Below are 16,911 nucleotides of genomic sequence, written 5' to 3' on the forward strand. Positions count from 1 at the left end.
ATAATAAGGGAAAAATATGAGTCAGTATGATGTTATCTATGAAAAAGTGAGTGAGATGATTGCCGATGCCAAAGATTTAGAGCGCGAAGAGATACAGCCCGATGCGCCTCTTGCGCTTCTTTCTTTGGATAGTTTGGACTACGTGGAACTGATCATCTTAGCCAAGCGAGAATTCGGTGTGACCTTAACCGCCGAACTCTTTATTCAGCATCCAAATATTACGCTGCGCGAAGTGTGTGAATTTATCGATAAGGAGTCAGTGGCCTAACATGACGCAGAAATGGGTATTGATCACCGGCGGCAGTCGGGGGATTGGGCAGACGCTGGTCACTGAATTACTGCCCCGTTGGAATGTGGTATTTACGGGTCGCAGCGCGGAAAGCTTGGTGGGAACGCAGAGAAGAGCCGAAAATCTTCAAACTGACACCTGGGTACAAGGCTATGCCTGCGATGGGAAAAATGAACAACAGGTTGCCCTGCTGGCCCAACGATTAGTCGATAAATTTGGCGCGCCGAGCGCTATTATTCACAATGCTGGAGTGACGCGAGACGCACTGCATATACATCAAGACGCTGAGACTTGGCGTGATGTATTGGAGACCAATCTGGTGGCGATTATCAATTGGAACCGCATATTGCTTCCGGCGATGATGCTGCAAGGGCAGGGGGCGGTGGTGTTGATGTCTTCGGTGAGCGCTATCAAGGGAAACCGTGGTCAGACCGCCTATGCGGCGAGCAAAGCGGCAATGATGGGGCTTGCGCGTTCGTTGGCGTGCGAAGTGGGGCGTTTTGGCATTCGGGTCAACTGCTTGGCGCCGGGGCTTATCGATAGCGGTATGACTCAAGCTATGCCTGAATCTAAGCTAAAAGCCATGCGGCAGGAGATCCCGCTGCGCCGTTTAGGGCATCCGCATGAAGTCGCTAAAGCGGCAGAGTTTTTAATTGGTGAAAATAGCCATTACTTAACGGGACAAACGCTTATTCTCGACGGCGGGCTGTCCGCTTAATGGCCTGAGCATATCGATTAACTAAGTATGTTTTTATTCATGCTTTTCGCGATTTAACGCGTGGTTGAGTTTATCGATATGTTGCACCAATGCGCGTCTTTCACGCGTCGTTACCTGATAAATTTGCACCAACATGGCGGCGCGATCGCAGGCTAGACGAAAAAGAGCTGGTGGTATTTCACTTTGCCGTACGGCCAGTTTTAAATCAGCGATAAGTTCATGGGTAGAAAGCTTTTTTTCTAGCGCCAAAGCGGTTCGATGGCTGACGGATAAAATATCTTGTTCGGCAGAGCCGCTTGTTCTTTCTTCTTTAGAGGATGACAGCAACATGCACCATTCAGCGATATCACTCATTCCTTCAATCGGTTGAAGTATCTCCCAAATATGCTGAGGGGAGTTTGGTGAACTTCGATCGAGGCTGCCGATGTTGTGCAAAAAGCCAGCGATTTCTGTTTTTAGACACTGTGTGGGGGAAATACCTGATTCTTTTGCCAGATAACCCGCCAGACGTCCCACGACCAGTGAATGGCAATCATCATCTTCGCTGAATTGATCGATGATAAAAGCCAGCAAATTCATAATATCGCGGAAGTTATGCAACGAGATTGTATTGTTATGAATCCGGGGGATTTCTCTAATGTAATCTAGGTAGTTAGAGGATTGAATCACAGACCAAAAATCATCACGTGCAGCGATTTTCGTAAAGGCTTGAATAAATTCAGGTTTATACAATACATTGATGCCTTCCTGAATTTTCTTTGTTAGCACATCGCGTAGAGCAAACAGATCTTGGTGTCGATATTGTGCCAGCAGCACATCAATGCGATCGGCCAAGTAGATAATGTGGCTTTCTTCGGGCACTTGCTCACCGTCAATAATGCTGCCGGTGCCGTAATCCCAGCTGGTGTGATGATAGCGAACAAAATCGCTAAGCGGTTTGAATAGTGGAATATGAGCTAATAACAAACCACCTATAAGTGCATGATTGTTATGATCATTATCATAATAGCTGAGCGGCGCTAGTCTGGACTGCTCATTCAGGCCGCCGATATCATGTAACAGCGCAGCCAGAAGCGTTTGACGACAGCTTGCGGGTGAGAACGACGCTTCTTTGGCTAGATGCCAAGCTATGAATGCCGTTCGAACATGATGCATGTTCAGCTTTGGGTTTATCATATCAATGGTTTTCGATATGCAGGCTAATGTATGTATTAGGTTTATATCCATGATTATTTTTATTTGAGGTGAGTGGTTTTTATGTTTTTTCTTTTAATTAATAACTAGTTATCTTACGTGACAACCATACTGTGGAAAAATTGAGTTACCGAATAGCATGACGCCATCATAAGATTTGTTAATGTAAATGATGCGGTTTTTATCGCTGTTACTAAAAAAAAGTTCAGAGGCGGTATTATCATCAATGTTGTCGGAGTCGTATCGAGAGGTCTTTATCGCCGTCACTTTATAGAGGTGAAAGGTTTTGTTGTAGGCTTTGTAGGTAACCTGAATGCTTCGGGAAATAATGTATCGTTCATTGTTGCGGGTTAATAAACCATCAACATTAATAAAGAGATAGTTTTGTGATGTTTCTATCGAGAGCATACCTGTTGAAATGGTATGCATATCGTTAATGTTTTGCTCAATAGAGAAGTCTGCGTCGCAGATAAAACTATCTGGTGCATGATATTTTAATACGGCCCATAAAATCACCACCGTAGAGCAGAGAAATATGATAGATAGATAAATTTTCTTATGCATTTTTCTTTTCTCTATAATAGTGACTTGTACACCTGTTTTTTTCTTCATCACATTCTGTAATGAAAATCTGGATGTTGGTTCCTAGAACACTATTTCTCTGTTTTTTATAAATGTAGAGCTTTTTCTTACTCGAACAGTCAAGCTTATCTAAGGACAAATGTCCCAACTGCTCATTATTTATCACATCATTAAACGGAAGGTTTGAAGGTATAAATATAATACAGCTTTCTTTTGTGATCTTTTTAATTCCTACCTCTTTATTGTTATTTGTGAACTTAATAATAACCGTGAGTAACAAAAAAAGAAGGGTGATTATTGTTGCTGATATTGCTATAGGGCGCAACCAAGAATCCATTTTTTCAGTTTTTTCTTGCTTTATTGGTGTAGGTGTAAAAAAAGAATTGTATTCTTGATCGCACGTAATGATGGCATCTTCAGCAATTTTAAAACCAATTCTTGGCACGGTAATGATGATGTTTTTTTGAATGCCGAGATGGTTCATATTTTTTCTTAACGTAGAGATATACTGGTTTAGATTGCTGTTAGATGCTCTAGCACCATATTTGTCAAATACGGACTGAAATATTTCCCCGCGAGAGAGAATATCACTACGGTGCTGCAGTAACTCAGTAAGTAGACGATTAGAGGTTTGCGATAGTTCGATACAATCTCCGGTAATAATATTGACCAGTGACGCATCTTCAGTATCAAAGGTGACAAATCCCTCTATATCGAACCTCATGTTAATCTCCATACTAAATCAAGTTTTTTTAGCTTGGTTAGGTTTTTAATATAAAAAACACATAAATATCAGGTAAAAATATCGTTATTATTGATTTCCTGGGCTAATCTTGCTGCCTGTGCAGGCGGGAAGCATACTGGGGCTCATTTGATAACAAGGAGCTCGGCAAATGAAACTTGAATCTTATTCTTCTCATCCTTCTTTATTGTTCCAAGGACAACGTGTTCCACAGGATAATCTTAGAGTGTTGGCGGCAGCAATGAATTTAAGTAACCACATGATGGTTAGCGTGCCGGAACAGGGATTGATTCTCCGTTTATTAGAAAGAGATAGAACAGAGGGGCTGTCTACAAGGCAATTAGCCGAACTATGTGAAGTCTCGATTTATAGAGTCAGGCATTTGCTTCTTCCTTTGGAAAAAGAGGGGAGGATTGCTAGGGATAAAATGCAAAAACACCATCGGTGGTTTTTATCTGAAGAGCCTGTAGAAATTGCAAATGATTCTAACAAGGCGGTTTTTTGTTTGCAACAATGAAGGGTAACTCGGAATCATTACCTTAATATAAAAAGATCAAATAATGAAGATCTCGCAGATTTACAAGAATGTTCCTATTTTATGATTTTTGCCAAGTGACGCAATGTCGTTAGCATGTTTCAGGTACATTTAATATTGTTATTATGTGTTTTTTCTGAAATGTAAATATTAAAAGATGCCATATTTATTTTTTCATCAGCCAAGATGAGAATGCAAACTAGAATTTACAATCTTTATTCATGATTTACAGATTTCATTTGATGATTTTGATAAAAACTTAATCGAGCATTAATGTTAAAGTTGCTAAGTAAGAGCTTGTTTAACTTTTATAACATTGAGCTAATGAGAGGGATGCTTTTCTGACAAAGCATGAAAGGTGTCCCTTTTTTATGGCAACGTGCGCAGTGAATATGACTACCGCGCACGTTGTTATGCATTTGTTCGTACTGTGGGTTACGAGCGGCCATAAGTTTAGGTGGCAGGCGTTGTGTGTGCATCAGTCAGAGATTAGCCCTCTAGGCTGTTTTTTATTTCGCATTTCAATCAATGCGGCGTAGTATCTTCACCTTGATTGTTTTCTAACCATAATTTCATATGATCCAAATATTACCGCTGTCTGAAGTTCCAGAGCACCGTGAGTTGATAACTGATTGGTTATTCACATCTTTTGGCAGTGAAAATAGCCGAGATTTTTTTGCCAGCATTGTGCGTAGTAGCCTGCGCCCTGAAGGTTTGCCGATAACTTTTGTGGCTTTGCAAGACGATAAGCCAGTGGGTACCGTGGGATTGTGGCGCTGTGATTTGATTAGCCGCCAAGACCTATTTCCATGGCTGGCCGCACTCTATATTGATGAAGGCCAGCGAGGCCGAGGATTAGGCATTCAGCTACAGCGTTACGTGGAGGACTTTAGCCGCCGAGCCGGATTCAAAGAACTTTATCTCTACGCGACCTTTGCCGATTATTACGAACGTTTTGGCTGGCAGTATATTGGCGACGGGCTGGACTATCCTGACCAGCCCGTGCGTTTGTATCGGAAAAATATCGCCCTCAGTCCCTCATCTGACTAGGCGATTTGCTGGGTGCGAATATCTAAGACAGAAGCCAATTTTTCTAACTGTGATCCCCAGTGACCCAAACCAATCGCGCAGTGATGAGCGGGGCCTCCCATCGACCAGTCACGAGTGAAGTTTCTTGCCCCTATACTAAAACGGTAACGGCTATTGGTATTGCCGATATCTAGCGTTTCTCCCGCGACAGATTCACCTTCGGCATATTGTAAAACGACGTCACCGTTGCGCTCTTCAATAACAGATAAAAATGTGACCGGCCCATTTTTTACCGACATCTGAATGGATACGCCACAGCCCGGTTTGCCATGATAAACGGGTAAAGGAACAAGCCTCACCTCGCCTTCAGCCATCAGCGGATGTGCTGGGCCGTCATGGCCCCAGAGCACAACATCATCGCTAAATTCGATGCCATACGGTTCAGAGAACGAACCGCCTGCACCGAGCAGGGAGAATATTTTCATCGCTATCACATTTTTAACTTCATATTCGCCAGCAACTGGAATTGATTTTTGGGTCAGCAGCGTATTACCCGCAATCACAGAGGTGACGATATTTTCATAGTCGTTACCGTTTTTGCCCTCATAGTAATAAGCCAGTGCGCCGAGTTGATGCCGTTCTACCAGAGAATCCAATGCGCAAGCGGTGTGGGCCGCACGCGTTACCTCAGAATCAGAACACTGATCATCAATAACGAATGCTAGCTCCATTTCAGCACGCTTATTATTCAAGGCCGCTTGAGTGGTTTCTTGTCGTAGCTGATTTAGCTCACACATTTCTAGTGGTTTAAAGCGCACGCCTAAACGAGCAGACAGGTTGGTTAGGTTGCTGTAAACGTCATACATGCCGTCATAATAGTGCCCAAGCAGACCGACTTGAGTGTGACCTAAAGCAGTTCGTATCTGGTATGCCCTGAGCCACTCTTCTAGCTCAGACCAGACCTCTTTATCGTCATGCAGCGCGCCAACTAAAAGCTGAAAACTGATATTGGCACGGTTAAAAACGTTGGCCAGTTCCGGGGCACTACAGGCCTGACAATGCGCCAGCCATTCACCTGTTCGATGCCCTCGATCGCTCATTTCCCGAATGCGCTGATAGGGCAGACCGAGGTCAGGCTGTAATGCGAGCACGAGTACTGGTTTGCCCAGCGCCTGTACCAGAGGCAATACGGTAGCGCTGAGGGCGTAGGTGCTAATATAAAGCACAACGACATCAACGGGCTGGTGGCGAGCTGTTTTTAGCAAGGCATCAGCCGAGGAGATGGAGTCAATAAGTCCGCCGTTGCGAACGTGATGCTGGTTCATCAGCCATTGTTCAATCTCACCCACATAGCCTTCGAGACGTGATTTTAAACCATGAAACTGTGGCCAATAAGTATCAAGCCCAATCCCAAAAAGTAAAATATTCAGAGGGTTTTTCATTGTGCGATTTCCTACGAGGCCATGCCTAGGCCAACGATATTGGCCGCTAAGATAATGATCAGGCAGCCAATGCACAGCACGCTGACCGGTTTTTTGCTGTTGCATTTCCACTCTTTGAGCAACAGGCCAACAATTCCGCCGCACAATACGTAGAAGCTCATGTGCAGCATCCAGCTCATATAGTCGTATTGGGCTGGAATTTTGGCGTGTCCCCATGCATAGAAGAAGAACTGTAGATACCACATGAGACCGGCCAACATGGAGAACAGCACATTGGTGATGATGAGTTTACGTGGCAATGAGAAATCGTTTTTGACCGAGATATTTTTGAGCGTAGCAAGGCGAATGAAGCAGTAACCGAGGTTGATAACGGCTCCGCCACCCATAATGATCACGTAGCTCGGCAATGCGACATAAAGAGAGTCGATTCCCAACGCAGCTGCGGCTTCATGCATTGGCTTAGCGGCATCCATGGCAAACGACATACCCGCAGAAAAAATTCCGCACATGACGGCGAGAATCAGGCCTTTTTTCAGATTGAACTCTTCAGCGCGGATCCCTAAGGCTCTTTCTTTGAGTAACCCCGCATAGCTGACCGTTGCTACCCCAATAAGAGCAACTAACACGCCCAACAGCGTCATTCTTCCACCGGGAGTTCCAAATAGAACGTCAACGCGGCCTTGAATAATCGGCGTCATTAAGGTGCCAATGATGAGCGTAATACCGATGGCAATGCCGATCCCCATCGACATGCCAAGGTAGCGCATTGTTAGGCCGTAGTTGATATTGCCGATGCCCCACATGGCGCCAAATAGAAATACCGGAAGCAGCACCGAGAAGCTAAACGATCCGTAATAAGCCCAAAAGTTAGGCAGAAGGATGTAGCTTACTAACCAAGGCAAAACCAGCCACGATACAAATCCGCCGATGGACCACATGGTTTCCCACGACCAACTTTTTACCTGTTTAAACGGCGCATAAAAGCATGCTGCACTGGCCGCGCCAACCAGATGCCAGATGATTCCCAAAACAATAGAGTCGTTCATTGGTCCTATCCTTTTTGTTATTGGTGAGAAGCGGCAATGGGGTGCATCAGTGTGTAGGGCGCCACTTCTTTGACGATAGGAGTCTAAATAGTGTGCAGATTTCACACCTTCGGATAGCTGCCGCACAAGGTGTAGGGATGGCAGAATTTAGCAGGTTGGGCCGATGGCGATCACAAAAGCATTTAAAAGCAGGAGGTTATTGCGATGTGTATGACAGCCAATGGAAATTGCAGCATATTGAAGGAATACTATGAAATATAAGAACTTTCTTATGAGAATAAAATTCCTTAATCAAAATTAGCTTTTAGCTAATAAGCTATTTATGATTGCCAACGTATACCTATCATGCTCCAAACTGCATTTTTATTGGCTGTGTTCACACACTCTAATCGCTGATGAAGCTCTTTAATGCAATTCGAATTATGCTGGGTACAATCTATTTTTTGGTGCGTCGGAGGCCATTAGGTATACTCTATGGCTAACCTGTCGAGGGATGAGAAACGCGATGTCTGATTTGGAAGTGCAACTGCGTAATTCGCTAGCGGCTTTAGATGATCTTAAAGAAAGCTTTGAGCAACAGCGTCTCGTATGGCAACAAGAATGCGAAGGAATACGCATGCAGCTCGAACAGGCGCGTCAGCGCGAAGCTGCTCTCCTGCTTAAGAATGAACAGCTGACACGCAAGCTGGTTGAAATGGGCTCTTTGCCAGAAAATAATCCGCTGTTAAAGCAGTTCAAGATGGTTGGAGCGCATATTGAGGCTTTAGCTCAGGAGGCGACTGCATTTAATAATTATATTTCTTCGGTGTCGGCGCCAGAAACCCACTAAGGGAAAACCTGACTGACGTGATACCCAAGCCGCTCATGATGAGCGGCTTTTTACTTTATATCCCGCCCAAAATGCTGCAACGCGTATGCCCATCGTCTATGGTTAATTGTGGTTGAGAGCAATTTCTATTGTTCAGAATACGTTTAACTCTGTTACATATTCACATTGCTAATAGGGACAAATTGGATATTAATAGACACATTATTACGACCGTTTTTTAGTCAGTCGGTACTGCCGTCTGATGTATTCATTAAGAAGGTGTTTATGGAAGGTATCAGTATTACCAAATTGTTGGTGATTGCGGTTCTGGTTATTCTGCTGTTCGGTACAAACAAACTGCGCACTCTGGGCGGTGACCTAGGTGCCGCGCTGAAAGGCTTTAAGAAAGCGATGAATGACGACACAGCTAAACCAAGTGCGGATGCCGATAGCGCCGCACCTCGCGTTGACCATAAAGACTAATTCGGTTTTTCAGCGTCTGCTGAGTGACCAATAAAAAAACCGTAGAGAGTGAGCCCTCTACGGTTTTTTCTATTCTGTTTACCAAGTATTGAGATTGCAGTGAGTCTCGCCGATACCTCAGAATATTGGCTGTCAGCCCGTTCTCTTGTAAAAAAATATTTCTACGGAAACAGACTTAACTTTACTTAACTTCAATGCCCTTGGCTTGCAAATCAGCATGGTAAGAAGAGCGCACGAACGGACCACAGGCCGCATGGGTAAAGCCCATCGCCATCGCTTCGGCCTTCATCTCTTCAAACTCGTCAGGACTAACATAGCGCTGCACTGGTAGATGATGGCGGCTTGGCTGTAAATACTGGCCTAGCGTTAACATCGTTACGCCATGCGCACGCAGGTCGCGCATTACTTCAATGATTTCCGCATTGGTTTCACCCAAGCCCACCATCAGACCCGATTTGGTTGGGATCTCTGGGTGTGCAGCCTTAAAGTTTTCCAGCAGTTTCAGCGACCAGTTATAGTCTGCGCCTGGGCGCACTTGGCGATAGATACGTGGTACGTTTTCAAGGTTATGGTTGAATACGTCCGGCGGCGTTTCCGTCAGGATATCTAGCGCACGTTCCATACGACCACGGAAATCAGGCACCAGCGTTTCAATGCGGATGGTAGGATTTTTGGCGCGGATGGCACGAATACAATCAGCAAAATGCTGAGCACCGCCGTCGCGCAGATCGTCGCGGTCAACGGAGGTAATCACCACGTAACGCAGGCCCATATCGGCAATAGTTTGTGCCAGTTTTTCGGGTTCATTCGCGTCTGGCGTTACCGGGCGCCCGTGTGCCACGTCGCAGAATGGGCAGCGACGGGTACAAATAGCGCCGAGGATCATAAAGGTTGCCGTACCGTGGTTAAAACATTCTGCCAAGTTAGGGCAGGAAGCTTCTTCACAGACCGAGTGCAGGCCATTTTTACGCATGGCGGCTTTAATGCCTTGAATGCGACTGGAATCCGCAGGGAGCTTGATTTTCATCCACTCAGGTTTGCGTAGCAGCTGCTCTCTTTCGACGGCCACGGTTTTTACCGGGATCAGGGCCATTTTGTCTGCGTCACGGTATTTGACGCCGCGTTCCATCAGAATTGGTTTACTCATAATCTTGCGGGTTCCAGTTGCTTGACTCGACTGATTGATAGCCAAGTATTTGAATAAATTGCTCGACCAGTACCGGCTGTACATCTTCAAGCGTAACGCCGGGGTTGAGTGCGCTGATCTGTGTCATTTGCATACCGGCATAACCACAGGGGTTAATTCGGCTAAACGGGTCGAGATCCATGGTGGTGTTCAGTGCAAGCCCGTGGAACGAACAGCCTTTACGGATGCGTAGTCCCAGCGAGCAAATTTTTTGTTCTCCAACGTAAACGCCGGGGGCGTCAGCTCTGGCATGAGCATCAATATCGAATTTCCCCAAGGTGTTAACCACGGTTTGTTCAATGGCCGTCACCAGTTGGCGTACGCCGAATTTATTACGTTTTAAGTCGACAAGAACATACATAACCTGCTGGCCGGGACCGTGATAGGTGACTTGCCCTCCGCGATCGCTTTGGATCACGGGAATATCACCCGCGGCTAATACGTGCTCGGCTTTGCCTGCTTGGCCTTGGGTAAATACCGGATGATGCTGAACCAACCAAAGCTCGTCGGGCGTGCTCTCCGTACGCTGGTCGGTAAAGGTATGCATAGCTTGTGATACGGGAACATAGGGTTGCAACCCCAGTTGACGCAGTATGATCTTGTCTTGTTGCAAACGAGTCATCATCCGGTTACAGAATTGGTAAAGCCATTATACCGAGATGAACCCTCAGCGACCAGTGCTGATCATCCAAAAAAGAGCGGCCCGATAGGGCATTTGTGCCATATCGGGCCGTTTTTCCTTCCTACTTGAAGTTACATCTGTGTTGACTGCGTTCGTTCACCCGAATCACTTACCTGTGTAAGCTCATCGGGATTCGCTCTCTTGTCGCCTTGATGTAACTCCAATTATTTAGGATAAATAAAGGGGATAATTCGTTAAAGAACTGTAATTACAATACCATACGGACGATTTCGATTTTGCCCAGTTCTTCGTACAGCGTTTCTACCTGCTCAATATGGGTCGCATTAATGGTGATGGCGACAGAGTGATAGTTGCCCTTGCTGCTTGGTTTAACCTGCGGCTGATAGTCGCCGGGTGCATGGCGCTGCACCACTTCGACCACCTGATCGACCAGCTCAGGCTGCGCTAAACCCATGACTCTATAGGTAAAAGAGCATGGAAAATCGAGCAGTTCATTCAGTTTAGTTTTCATGTTGCGCTCCAGCGTGTTACTTCAATCTATAAATTATAACTCCCGCCGAAGCGGGAGTTATTGTTATTCATTATATGGGGATGATTTTTCCCCATTTCAAGAGGCCGGGTTAGCCGAACCAGTGATGGAACATCAGTTTGATGTGATCGACCATACGGCTGAAGAAACCACCTTCTTGAACTTCATTCAGAACCACTAATGGGCGCTGCTCGATGGTTTTACCATCCAGTTGGAAGTTAATGGTACCTACCACCTGATTTTTAGCTAAAGGCGCATCAAGTTCGGTTGAGTTCAGCGTGTAGCTTGCTTTCAGATCTTTCATGCGACCACGAGGGATGGTCAGGTAAACATCTTTATCAACGCCCAACTGTGCACGATCGGTATCGCCGAACCATACTGGCTCAGAGGCGAACTCGCGGCCTGCTTTCAGCGGAGAAACGGTTTCAAAGAAACGGAAGCCCCAGGTCAGCAGTTTTTTGCTTTCACTTTCACGGCCTTTGCTGGTGTGTCCACCTAATACCGCAGAGATCAGACGCATCTGACCTTCGGTGGCGGAAGCCACTAAGTTGAAGCCAGCAGATTCAGTATGGCCGGTTTTGATGCCGTCAACGTTCATGCTGGTATCCCACAGCAGGCCGTTGCGGTTCATCTGGCGAATGTTGTTAAAGGTGAATTCTTTCTCTTTGTAGATAGAGTATTCATTTGGTACATCGCGGATCAGCGCCTGACCAATCAGTGCCATATCGCGCGCAGAGCTGTACTGGCCATCGGCATCCAAACCGTGAACGGTCTGGAAGTGGGTGTTCTGAAGACCTAACGCTTTCACGTAGTTGTTCATCAGGCCCACAAAGGCGTCTTGGCTACCGGCAACGTAATCAGCCATCGCGACGCAGGCATCGTTACCAGATTGCAGGTTGATACCACGGATCAGCAAGGAAACCGGTACGCGGTCGCCTGGTTTCAAGAACATCAGCGATGAGCCTTTGAAAACAGGGTTGCCGGTTGCCCAAGCATCTTGACCCACGGTCACAACGTCCTGCTCGGTAAATTTACCGGCTTTCATTGCCTGACCGATAACGTAGCTGGTCATCATTTTTGTCAGGCTAGCAGGGTTACGGCGTGCATCGGCATTAGATTCAGCCAGAACTTTGCCTGAGTTGTAGTCAATCAGAATGTAGGCTTCCGCATCGATCTGCGGCACGCCTGGGATCATAGTCTTAAGGTTGACGTCATCAGCATGGGCAACATTGATCATGCCAATGGCGAGAAGGCTGCTGAGCGCAATGCGTTTCATCGAACGGGAAGTGAGATTGTATTTCATGATAAGGACTACAACATCCGTGAATTAAGTGAAAAAAACGAGCCACACTATAACAGAAGCCGATTTACGGTTCATGCCCGAACGGGCACCAATCAGGACTCTTTACATAAGCAATGTGTGACTAATTATTGCATAGCCCGCCGTTTTGGCGGGCATTTAAGCTTACTGTGCGCTAGCAATGAACGACTGTTGCTGTGCTTCGCTGGCTAAACGTTGCTGAAGTGCCGCGGCTTCTTGGCGACTTGCGAACGGCCCTAATTGCACGCGGAACATGGCGCCGTTGGGTGATACCTTACCCGGCACACCAAACTGCTGGCTTAATTTTTGCTGCCATTGCTGGGCGCGACCACCGTCGCTTACCGCACCTACCTGCACCACAAATTTTCCATTAGCAGATGCCGCCGGCGCTGAAGATGCTACCGGTGCCGCAACGGCCGCAGGGGCTGAAACAGGTGCTGGCGCCGCAACGGGTTCACTGCCTTCTAACACGCCGGTGCGCAATGGCTGTGGAGCGCCAAGGAAGCCACTGGCGTTGCTGGCTGGCGCAGAAACCGGCATATCACCGTCTGATCCTAGCGCTGCTGGCGTTGGGTTTGCTACAGGGCGCACCGCAACCGGCGTATCCGAAGGCGATGGGCTTATTGATACCTGCGTTGTTTCTTGGCCGATAGTTGGACGTGAAGGCAGCGCATAGCTCTGTTTGGCGATCGTGGTACCAATCGTACCAGGGCCAGACATCGTGCCGTCTGGCGCAACGTTGATGAAGTCGATGCGCACTTTAGTGTTATTCGAAATGTTTAAGCGATCGGCGGCGGCGCGTGAAAGATCAATCACCTTACCGGAAGTGTAGGGGCCGCGATCGTTCAAACGCACCACGAGGCGACGTCCGTTAGCCAGGTTGGTAACGCGCACATAGCTTGGCAGAGGCAGCGTGGCGTGCGCAGCGGTCATTGCATTAGGATCAAACTGTTCGCCAATAGCGGTCATATTGCCGCCGTTTTCTTCACCGTAGGACGTTGCATAGCCTACTTGTGAGAAGTTTGACGGATCCTGCACGACTTTGTATTTCGTACCGTTAACGCTGTAATCCTGGCTGGTTGCAGGATTAAAGGGTTCGTAGCGTGGTTCTGCACCGCTAATTTCTTCTACCGGGCCGTTATACGCAGGCTGCTGAGGAGCCGGGGTCTCGGTGGTTGTGGTGTTGGTACAGCCCGCCAAAAACAGACTGAGTAAACCAGCACTAAGCCATGATTTATGCGCCATTCGCATCGCGACCTCTATAGGTTCTTAGATAACATTTTTCTGTGAGTATGGATCGACATAACGATACCAAACCCGGCCATGAGAACGATCAGGGCGGAACCGCCATAGCTGACCAGTGGCAAAGGTACGCCAACCACGGGCAAAATTCCACTGACCATACCGATATTCACAAAAACATAAACGAATAAAATCAACATTAAACCGCCAACCATCACGCGGCCAAAGGTGGTCTGCGCTTTGGCGGCAATCATCAGCCCACGCATGATAGTGAGCAGATACAGCCCAAGCAGCACCAAAACACCCACTAAGCCCAGTTCTTCCGCCAGTACGGCAAAGATAAAGTCGGTGTGGCGCTCAGGTAGGAACTCAAGCTGCGACTGGGTGCCGTGCAGCCAGCCTTTGCCACCAAAACCGCCGGAGCCAATCGCAATTTTAGACTGAATAATATGGTATCCCGCACCCAGCGGGTCACTCTCAGGATCCAGCAGCATCATAACGCGAGCCTGCTGATAATCGTGCATCAGGAAGAACCACAAGATGGGAATAAATGCGGCAACCAGCACCACGGCGACCAAAATCAACCGCCAGCTTAGCCCCGCAAGGAATAAGATAAACAATCCTGAAGCGGCAACCAGAATCGAGGTGCCGAGGTCTGGCTGTGCGGCGACCAGCAGCGTTGGCATGAAGATTAAGATTAAGGCAATGCCGGTATTCTTTAGCGATGGCGGGCAGACGTCACGGTTGATAAAACGCGCCACCATCAACGGCACCGCAATTTTGGCAATCTCAGAAGGCTGGAAACGGACAAAGCCCAAATCTAACCAGCGCTGCGCGCCTTTACTGATCTGACCGAAAGCATCAACCAGAATCAGCAAGATAACGCAGAACACGTAAAGATAGGGCGCCCAGCTTTCATACACGCGCGGGGGGATCTGGGCCATGACCAGCATGACGCACAGCCCCATGAAAATCTGACCGATTTTACGTTCCATCATGCCAACGTCTTGGCCGCTGGCGCTCCACATCACGAAGGCGCTATAGGCCAAGATCGAGAGAATGCAGAGCAAAAAGGGCAGATCGATATGCATCTTCGCCCAGATAGAACGTTTCTGTTGGTTTTCTGTCATGATTAACCTGTATGCCTCATCAGTCGCCTTCAACGCCCGGAGGCGGCGCGTTTTCACTTGGGAGCGTCGTATTGTTATCGCCTAACATGATGTGGTCGAGGATCTGACGCACGATAGTCCCGACGGCCGGCCCTGCGCCACCATTCTCAAGAATGATGGCAACTGAAACCTGCGGGTTGTCGTACGGCGCAAACGCCGTCATCAGTTTATGATCGCGCAAGTGCTCGGCTAAGGTGTGGGCGTTGTAGGTCTCATATCCAAAGACCTGCGCGGTACCTGATTTAGCGGCAATCTTGTACGGTGCATTGGCGAAATACTTATGTGCCGTTCCGTTGGCGCGATTGGCGACGCCATACATTCCATCTTTGGCTATTTCCCAATAACCGGAATGTATATCACCAATCTGTACTGCATCCTGCTGTTTGTACGGTACCAATTGTCCGTTGATACGCGTGCTGTTCAGCAGGTGAGGAACTTTCATATTCCCGTCGTTGATCAGCGTGTTTAACGCTTTGGACATTTGGATTGGTGTTGCCGTCCAATAGCCCTGACCGATGCCGACAGGAATGGTATCACCCTGATACCACGGTTTTTTATAACGTTTTTGCTTCCATTCGCGCGTTGGCATCAGGCCTGAACGCTCTTCTGACAGATCGATACCGGTGTATTGTCCGTAGCCGAATTTGCTCAGCCACTCAGACAGACGGTCGATGCCCATATCGTAGGCAACCTGATAGAAGAAGGTATCCGCAGATTCTTCTAGCGCTTTGGTGACATTCAGACGGCCATGGCCCCATTTTTTCCAGTCACGGAAGCGTTTCTCTGAGCCAGGTAGCTGCCACCAGCCGGGATCGAACAGGCTGTAGTTTTTGGTAATGACGCCTGCGCTAAGCGCTGAAACGGCGATATACGGCTTAACGGTTGAGGCCGGCGGATAGAGGCCTTGCGTGGCACGGTTTATCAGCGGGCGGTTTGGATCATTCAGTAAACGCTGATATTCCTTGCTGGATATTCCGTCCACGAACAGGTTTGGGTCGTAGCTTGGGTTTGACACCATCGCCAGAATCCCGCCGGTGCGAGGATCGCTGACGACCACGGCGGCGCGGCTACCGGCTAGCAGCTGTTCAAGGTAACGTTGCAGATTCAGATCCAGCGTCAGATAAATATCTTTACCCGCCTGCGGTGGCTGTTCGTGCAATTGGCGGATCACGCGCCCACGGTTGTTAACTTCAACTTCTTCATAGCCCGTTTTGCCATGTAAAACGTCTTCGTAATAGCGTTCAATGCCCAGTTTTCCGATGTCATGGGTCGCGGCGTAGTTGGCCAGCTTGCCGTCTTTATCTAAACGTTCGACATCTTTGTCATTGATTTTAGATACGTAGCCGATTACGTGAGTGAGGGCTGAGCCATAAGGGTAGAAGCGGCGCTGGTAGCCTTTGACTTCAAATCCAGGGAAGCGGAATTGGTTGACGGCAAAGCGCGCAACCTGAACTTCATTAAGCGCTGTTTTCACCGGTATTGAGGTAAAACGACGCGAGCGTTTGCGCTCTTTCTGGAAGTTATCGAGATCCTCGTCAGTAAGGTCGACGATAGAACGTAAAGCATCAAGTTCTGCCTTCAAGTCATCGACTTTCTCTGGCATCACTTCAAGCTGATAAATTGTGCGGTTAAACGCAAGAGGAGTGCCGTTTCGGTCATAGATCATGCCGCGGCTAGGTGCAATCGGCACCAGTTTGATTCGGTTCTCGTTGGAACGGGTTTTATAATCTTCAAAGCGCAGGATCTGAAGATGGTACAGATTAAAGACCAAGACGCCAGACAGAATCAATATGCCGAGAAATGCAACGAGAGCACGGCGTATAAACAGGGCGGACTCTGCTGAATAATCACGAAAAGGGTTGCGGTCTATTTTCATTCCATTCCGTCGTGTTCTGGGTGATTGCTTGGATAAATAAGAGAGCTCAACGGCGAAGCCAGTGGCTAGCGCCGTTG

Annotated in this window: 18 protein-coding genes; 6 read left to right on the plus strand and 12 right to left on the minus strand. The window is 47.6% G+C overall.

The genetic code is table 11. The features are described from left to right. The first annotated feature begins 16 nt into the window (after positions 1–16). Together BN1044_RS12420 and BN1044_RS12425 are read left to right on the plus strand one after the other, a co-directional pair. Positions 17–268 (plus strand): phosphopantetheine-binding protein, encoded by a 252-nt coding sequence (locus BN1044_RS12420; RefSeq protein ID WP_072308974.1) that lies wholly within the window; start codon positions 17–19, stop codon positions 266–268. A 1-nt stretch (position 269) separates the two neighbouring features. After that, on the plus strand, positions 270–1,007 hold the full coding sequence (locus BN1044_RS12425) for an SDR family NAD(P)-dependent oxidoreductase (protein WP_072308975.1): 738 nt from the start codon (positions 270–272) through the stop codon (positions 1,005–1,007). A 33-nt stretch (positions 1,008–1,040) separates the two neighbouring features. Here the strand turns inward: BN1044_RS12425 and BN1044_RS12430 are convergent, their stop codons facing one another. The 3 genes from BN1044_RS12430 to BN1044_RS12440 are packed head-to-tail and all read right to left on the minus strand — an operon-like array spanning position 1,041 to position 3,507. Continuing rightward, a complete protein-coding gene (locus tag BN1044_RS12430; protein ID WP_072308976.1) occupies positions 1,041–2,234 on the minus strand; it encodes an HD-GYP domain-containing protein in 1,194 nt (397 codons plus the stop codon). Between the two features lie 57 nt (positions 2,235–2,291). After that, positions 2,292–2,765 carry a hypothetical protein gene (locus tag BN1044_RS12435; RefSeq protein ID WP_168780296.1) on the minus strand — a complete coding sequence of 158 codons (474 nt, stop codon included), beginning with the start codon at positions 2,763–2,765 and terminating at the stop codon, positions 2,292–2,294. Beyond that, positions 2,758–3,507, minus strand: a complete 750-nt coding sequence (locus tag BN1044_RS12440; protein ID WP_072308977.1) for a winged helix-turn-helix domain-containing protein — start codon at positions 3,505–3,507, stop codon at positions 2,758–2,760. The genes BN1044_RS12435 and BN1044_RS12440 overlap by 8 nt, the downstream gene beginning before the upstream one ends. Positions 3,508–3,676: 169 nt before the next feature. Between BN1044_RS12440 and BN1044_RS12445 the strand changes: the two genes are divergently transcribed. Together BN1044_RS12445 and BN1044_RS12450 are read left to right on the plus strand one after the other, a co-directional pair. After that, complete coding sequence (locus BN1044_RS12445; RefSeq protein ID WP_072308978.1) at positions 3,677–4,042, plus strand: FaeA/PapI family transcriptional regulator; 366 nt, start codon at positions 3,677–3,679, stop codon at positions 4,040–4,042. Between the two features lie 594 nt (positions 4,043–4,636). Further along, entirely contained in the window at positions 4,637–5,110 is a 474-nt protein-coding gene (locus BN1044_RS12450; RefSeq protein ID WP_072308979.1) for a GNAT family N-acetyltransferase, read from the plus strand. On the opposite strand, the gene BN1044_RS12455 is transcribed toward BN1044_RS12450, so the two are convergent. Continuing rightward, positions 5,107–6,531 carry an arabinose isomerase gene (locus tag BN1044_RS12455; RefSeq protein ID WP_072308980.1) on the minus strand — a complete coding sequence of 475 codons (1,425 nt, stop codon included), beginning with the start codon at positions 6,529–6,531 and terminating at the stop codon, positions 5,107–5,109. The genes BN1044_RS12450 and BN1044_RS12455 overlap by 4 nt on opposite strands. 11 nt (positions 6,532–6,542) lie before the next feature. Next, positions 6,543–7,577, minus strand: a complete 1,035-nt coding sequence (gene rhaT / locus BN1044_RS12460) for an L-rhamnose/proton symporter RhaT (protein ID WP_072308981.1) — start codon at positions 7,575–7,577, stop codon at positions 6,543–6,545. A 505-nt stretch (positions 7,578–8,082) separates the two neighbouring features. Between rhaT and BN1044_RS12465 the strand changes: the two genes are divergently transcribed. Then, a complete protein-coding gene (locus BN1044_RS12465; RefSeq protein WP_025800639.1) occupies positions 8,083–8,406 on the plus strand; it encodes a hypothetical protein in 324 nt (107 codons plus the stop codon). 264 nt (positions 8,407–8,670) lie between these two features. Continuing rightward, positions 8,671–8,868, plus strand: coding sequence for a twin-arginine translocase subunit TatE (tatE, locus tag BN1044_RS12470; protein WP_025800642.1), 198 nt, complete (start codon positions 8,671–8,673; stop codon positions 8,866–8,868). Positions 8,869–9,049: 181 nt separating this feature from the next. Here tatE and lipA read toward each other — a convergent pair whose 3' ends face one another. From lipA to mrdA, 7 genes are all read right to left on the minus strand, one after another. Next, the gene (gene lipA / locus BN1044_RS12475; RefSeq protein WP_139130937.1) at positions 9,050–10,015 is read right to left on the minus strand and encodes a lipoyl synthase; all 966 of its coding nucleotides are present in this window, start codon (positions 10,013–10,015) and stop codon (positions 9,050–9,052) included. Then, positions 10,008–10,679 (minus strand): lipoyl(octanoyl) transferase LipB, encoded by a 672-nt coding sequence (gene lipB, locus BN1044_RS12480; RefSeq protein WP_040045661.1) that lies wholly within the window; start codon positions 10,677–10,679, stop codon positions 10,008–10,010. The genes lipA and lipB overlap by 8 nt, the downstream gene beginning before the upstream one ends. A 265-nt stretch (positions 10,680–10,944) precedes the next feature. Next, positions 10,945–11,208: a DUF493 family protein YbeD gene (ybeD, locus tag BN1044_RS12485; RefSeq protein WP_025800645.1), complete on the minus strand. Its 264-nt coding sequence runs from the start codon at positions 11,206–11,208 to the stop codon at positions 10,945–10,947. A gap of 109 nt (positions 11,209–11,317) precedes the next feature. Beyond that, positions 11,318–12,529 (minus strand): D-alanyl-D-alanine carboxypeptidase DacA, encoded by a 1,212-nt coding sequence (gene dacA, locus BN1044_RS12490; RefSeq protein WP_072308983.1) that lies wholly within the window; start codon positions 12,527–12,529, stop codon positions 11,318–11,320. Between the two features lie 162 nt (positions 12,530–12,691). Further along, positions 12,692–13,798: an endolytic peptidoglycan transglycosylase RlpA gene (rlpA, locus tag BN1044_RS12495; protein WP_072308984.1), complete on the minus strand. Its 1,107-nt coding sequence runs from the start codon at positions 13,796–13,798 to the stop codon at positions 12,692–12,694. Positions 13,799–13,806: 8 nt separating this feature from the next. After that, a complete protein-coding gene (mrdB, locus tag BN1044_RS12500) occupies positions 13,807–14,919 on the minus strand; it encodes a peptidoglycan glycosyltransferase MrdB (protein ID WP_072308985.1) in 1,113 nt (370 codons plus the stop codon). Positions 14,920–14,938: 19 nt separating this feature from the next. Next, entirely contained in the window at positions 14,939–16,834 is a 1,896-nt protein-coding gene (gene mrdA, locus BN1044_RS12505; protein ID WP_046458571.1) for a peptidoglycan DD-transpeptidase MrdA, read from the minus strand. Between the last annotated feature and the right edge of the window lie 77 nt (positions 16,835–16,911).

It is taken from the genome of Hafnia alvei (assembly GCF_900095695.1).
Classification (GTDB): domain Bacteria; phylum Pseudomonadota; class Gammaproteobacteria; order Enterobacterales; family Enterobacteriaceae; genus Hafnia; species Hafnia alvei_B.

Excerpts from the sequence above, each read along its gene's own strand:
- BN1044_RS12420 (WP_072308974.1), top strand. The coding sequence starts at position 17 with ATGAGTCAGTATGATGTTATCTATGAAAAAGTGAGTGAGATGATTGCC.
- BN1044_RS12425 (WP_072308975.1), top strand. The coding sequence starts at position 270 with ATGACGCAGAAATGGGTATTGATCACCGGCGGCAGTCGGGGGATTGGG.
- mrdB (WP_072308985.1), bottom strand. The coding sequence starts at position 14,919 with ATGACAGAAAACCAACAGAAACGTTCTATCTGGGCGAAGATGCATATC.
- BN1044_RS12440 (WP_072308977.1), bottom strand. The coding sequence starts at position 3,507 with ATGAGGTTCGATATAGAGGGATTTGTCACCTTTGATACTGAAGATGCG.
- BN1044_RS12445 (WP_072308978.1), top strand. The coding sequence starts at position 3,677 with ATGAAACTTGAATCTTATTCTTCTCATCCTTCTTTATTGTTCCAAGGA.
- mrdA (WP_046458571.1), bottom strand. The coding sequence starts at position 16,834 with ATGAAAATAGACCGCAACCCTTTTCGTGATTATTCAGCAGAGTCCGCC.
- lipA (WP_139130937.1), bottom strand. The coding sequence starts at position 10,015 with ATGAGTAAACCAATTCTGATGGAACGCGGCGTCAAATACCGTGACGCA.
- BN1044_RS12455 (WP_072308980.1), bottom strand. The coding sequence starts at position 6,531 with ATGAAAAACCCTCTGAATATTTTACTTTTTGGGATTGGGCTTGATACT.
- BN1044_RS12430 (WP_072308976.1), bottom strand. The coding sequence starts at position 2,234 with ATGGATATAAACCTAATACATACATTAGCCTGCATATCGAAAACCATT.
- rhaT (WP_072308981.1), bottom strand. The coding sequence starts at position 7,577 with ATGAACGACTCTATTGTTTTGGGAATCATCTGGCATCTGGTTGGCGCG.
- ybeD (WP_025800645.1), bottom strand. The coding sequence starts at position 11,208 with ATGAAAACTAAACTGAATGAACTGCTCGATTTTCCATGCTCTTTTACC.
- rlpA (WP_072308984.1), bottom strand. The coding sequence starts at position 13,798 with ATGCGAATGGCGCATAAATCATGGCTTAGTGCTGGTTTACTCAGTCTG.
- BN1044_RS12465 (WP_025800639.1), top strand. The coding sequence starts at position 8,083 with ATGTCTGATTTGGAAGTGCAACTGCGTAATTCGCTAGCGGCTTTAGAT.
- BN1044_RS12435 (WP_168780296.1), bottom strand. The coding sequence starts at position 2,765 with ATGCATAAGAAAATTTATCTATCTATCATATTTCTCTGCTCTACGGTG.
- BN1044_RS12450 (WP_072308979.1), top strand. The coding sequence starts at position 4,637 with ATGATCCAAATATTACCGCTGTCTGAAGTTCCAGAGCACCGTGAGTTG.
- dacA (WP_072308983.1), bottom strand. The coding sequence starts at position 12,529 with ATGAAATACAATCTCACTTCCCGTTCGATGAAACGCATTGCGCTCAGC.
- tatE (WP_025800642.1), top strand. The coding sequence starts at position 8,671 with ATGGAAGGTATCAGTATTACCAAATTGTTGGTGATTGCGGTTCTGGTT.
- lipB (WP_040045661.1), bottom strand. The coding sequence starts at position 10,679 with ATGATGACTCGTTTGCAACAAGACAAGATCATACTGCGTCAACTGGGG.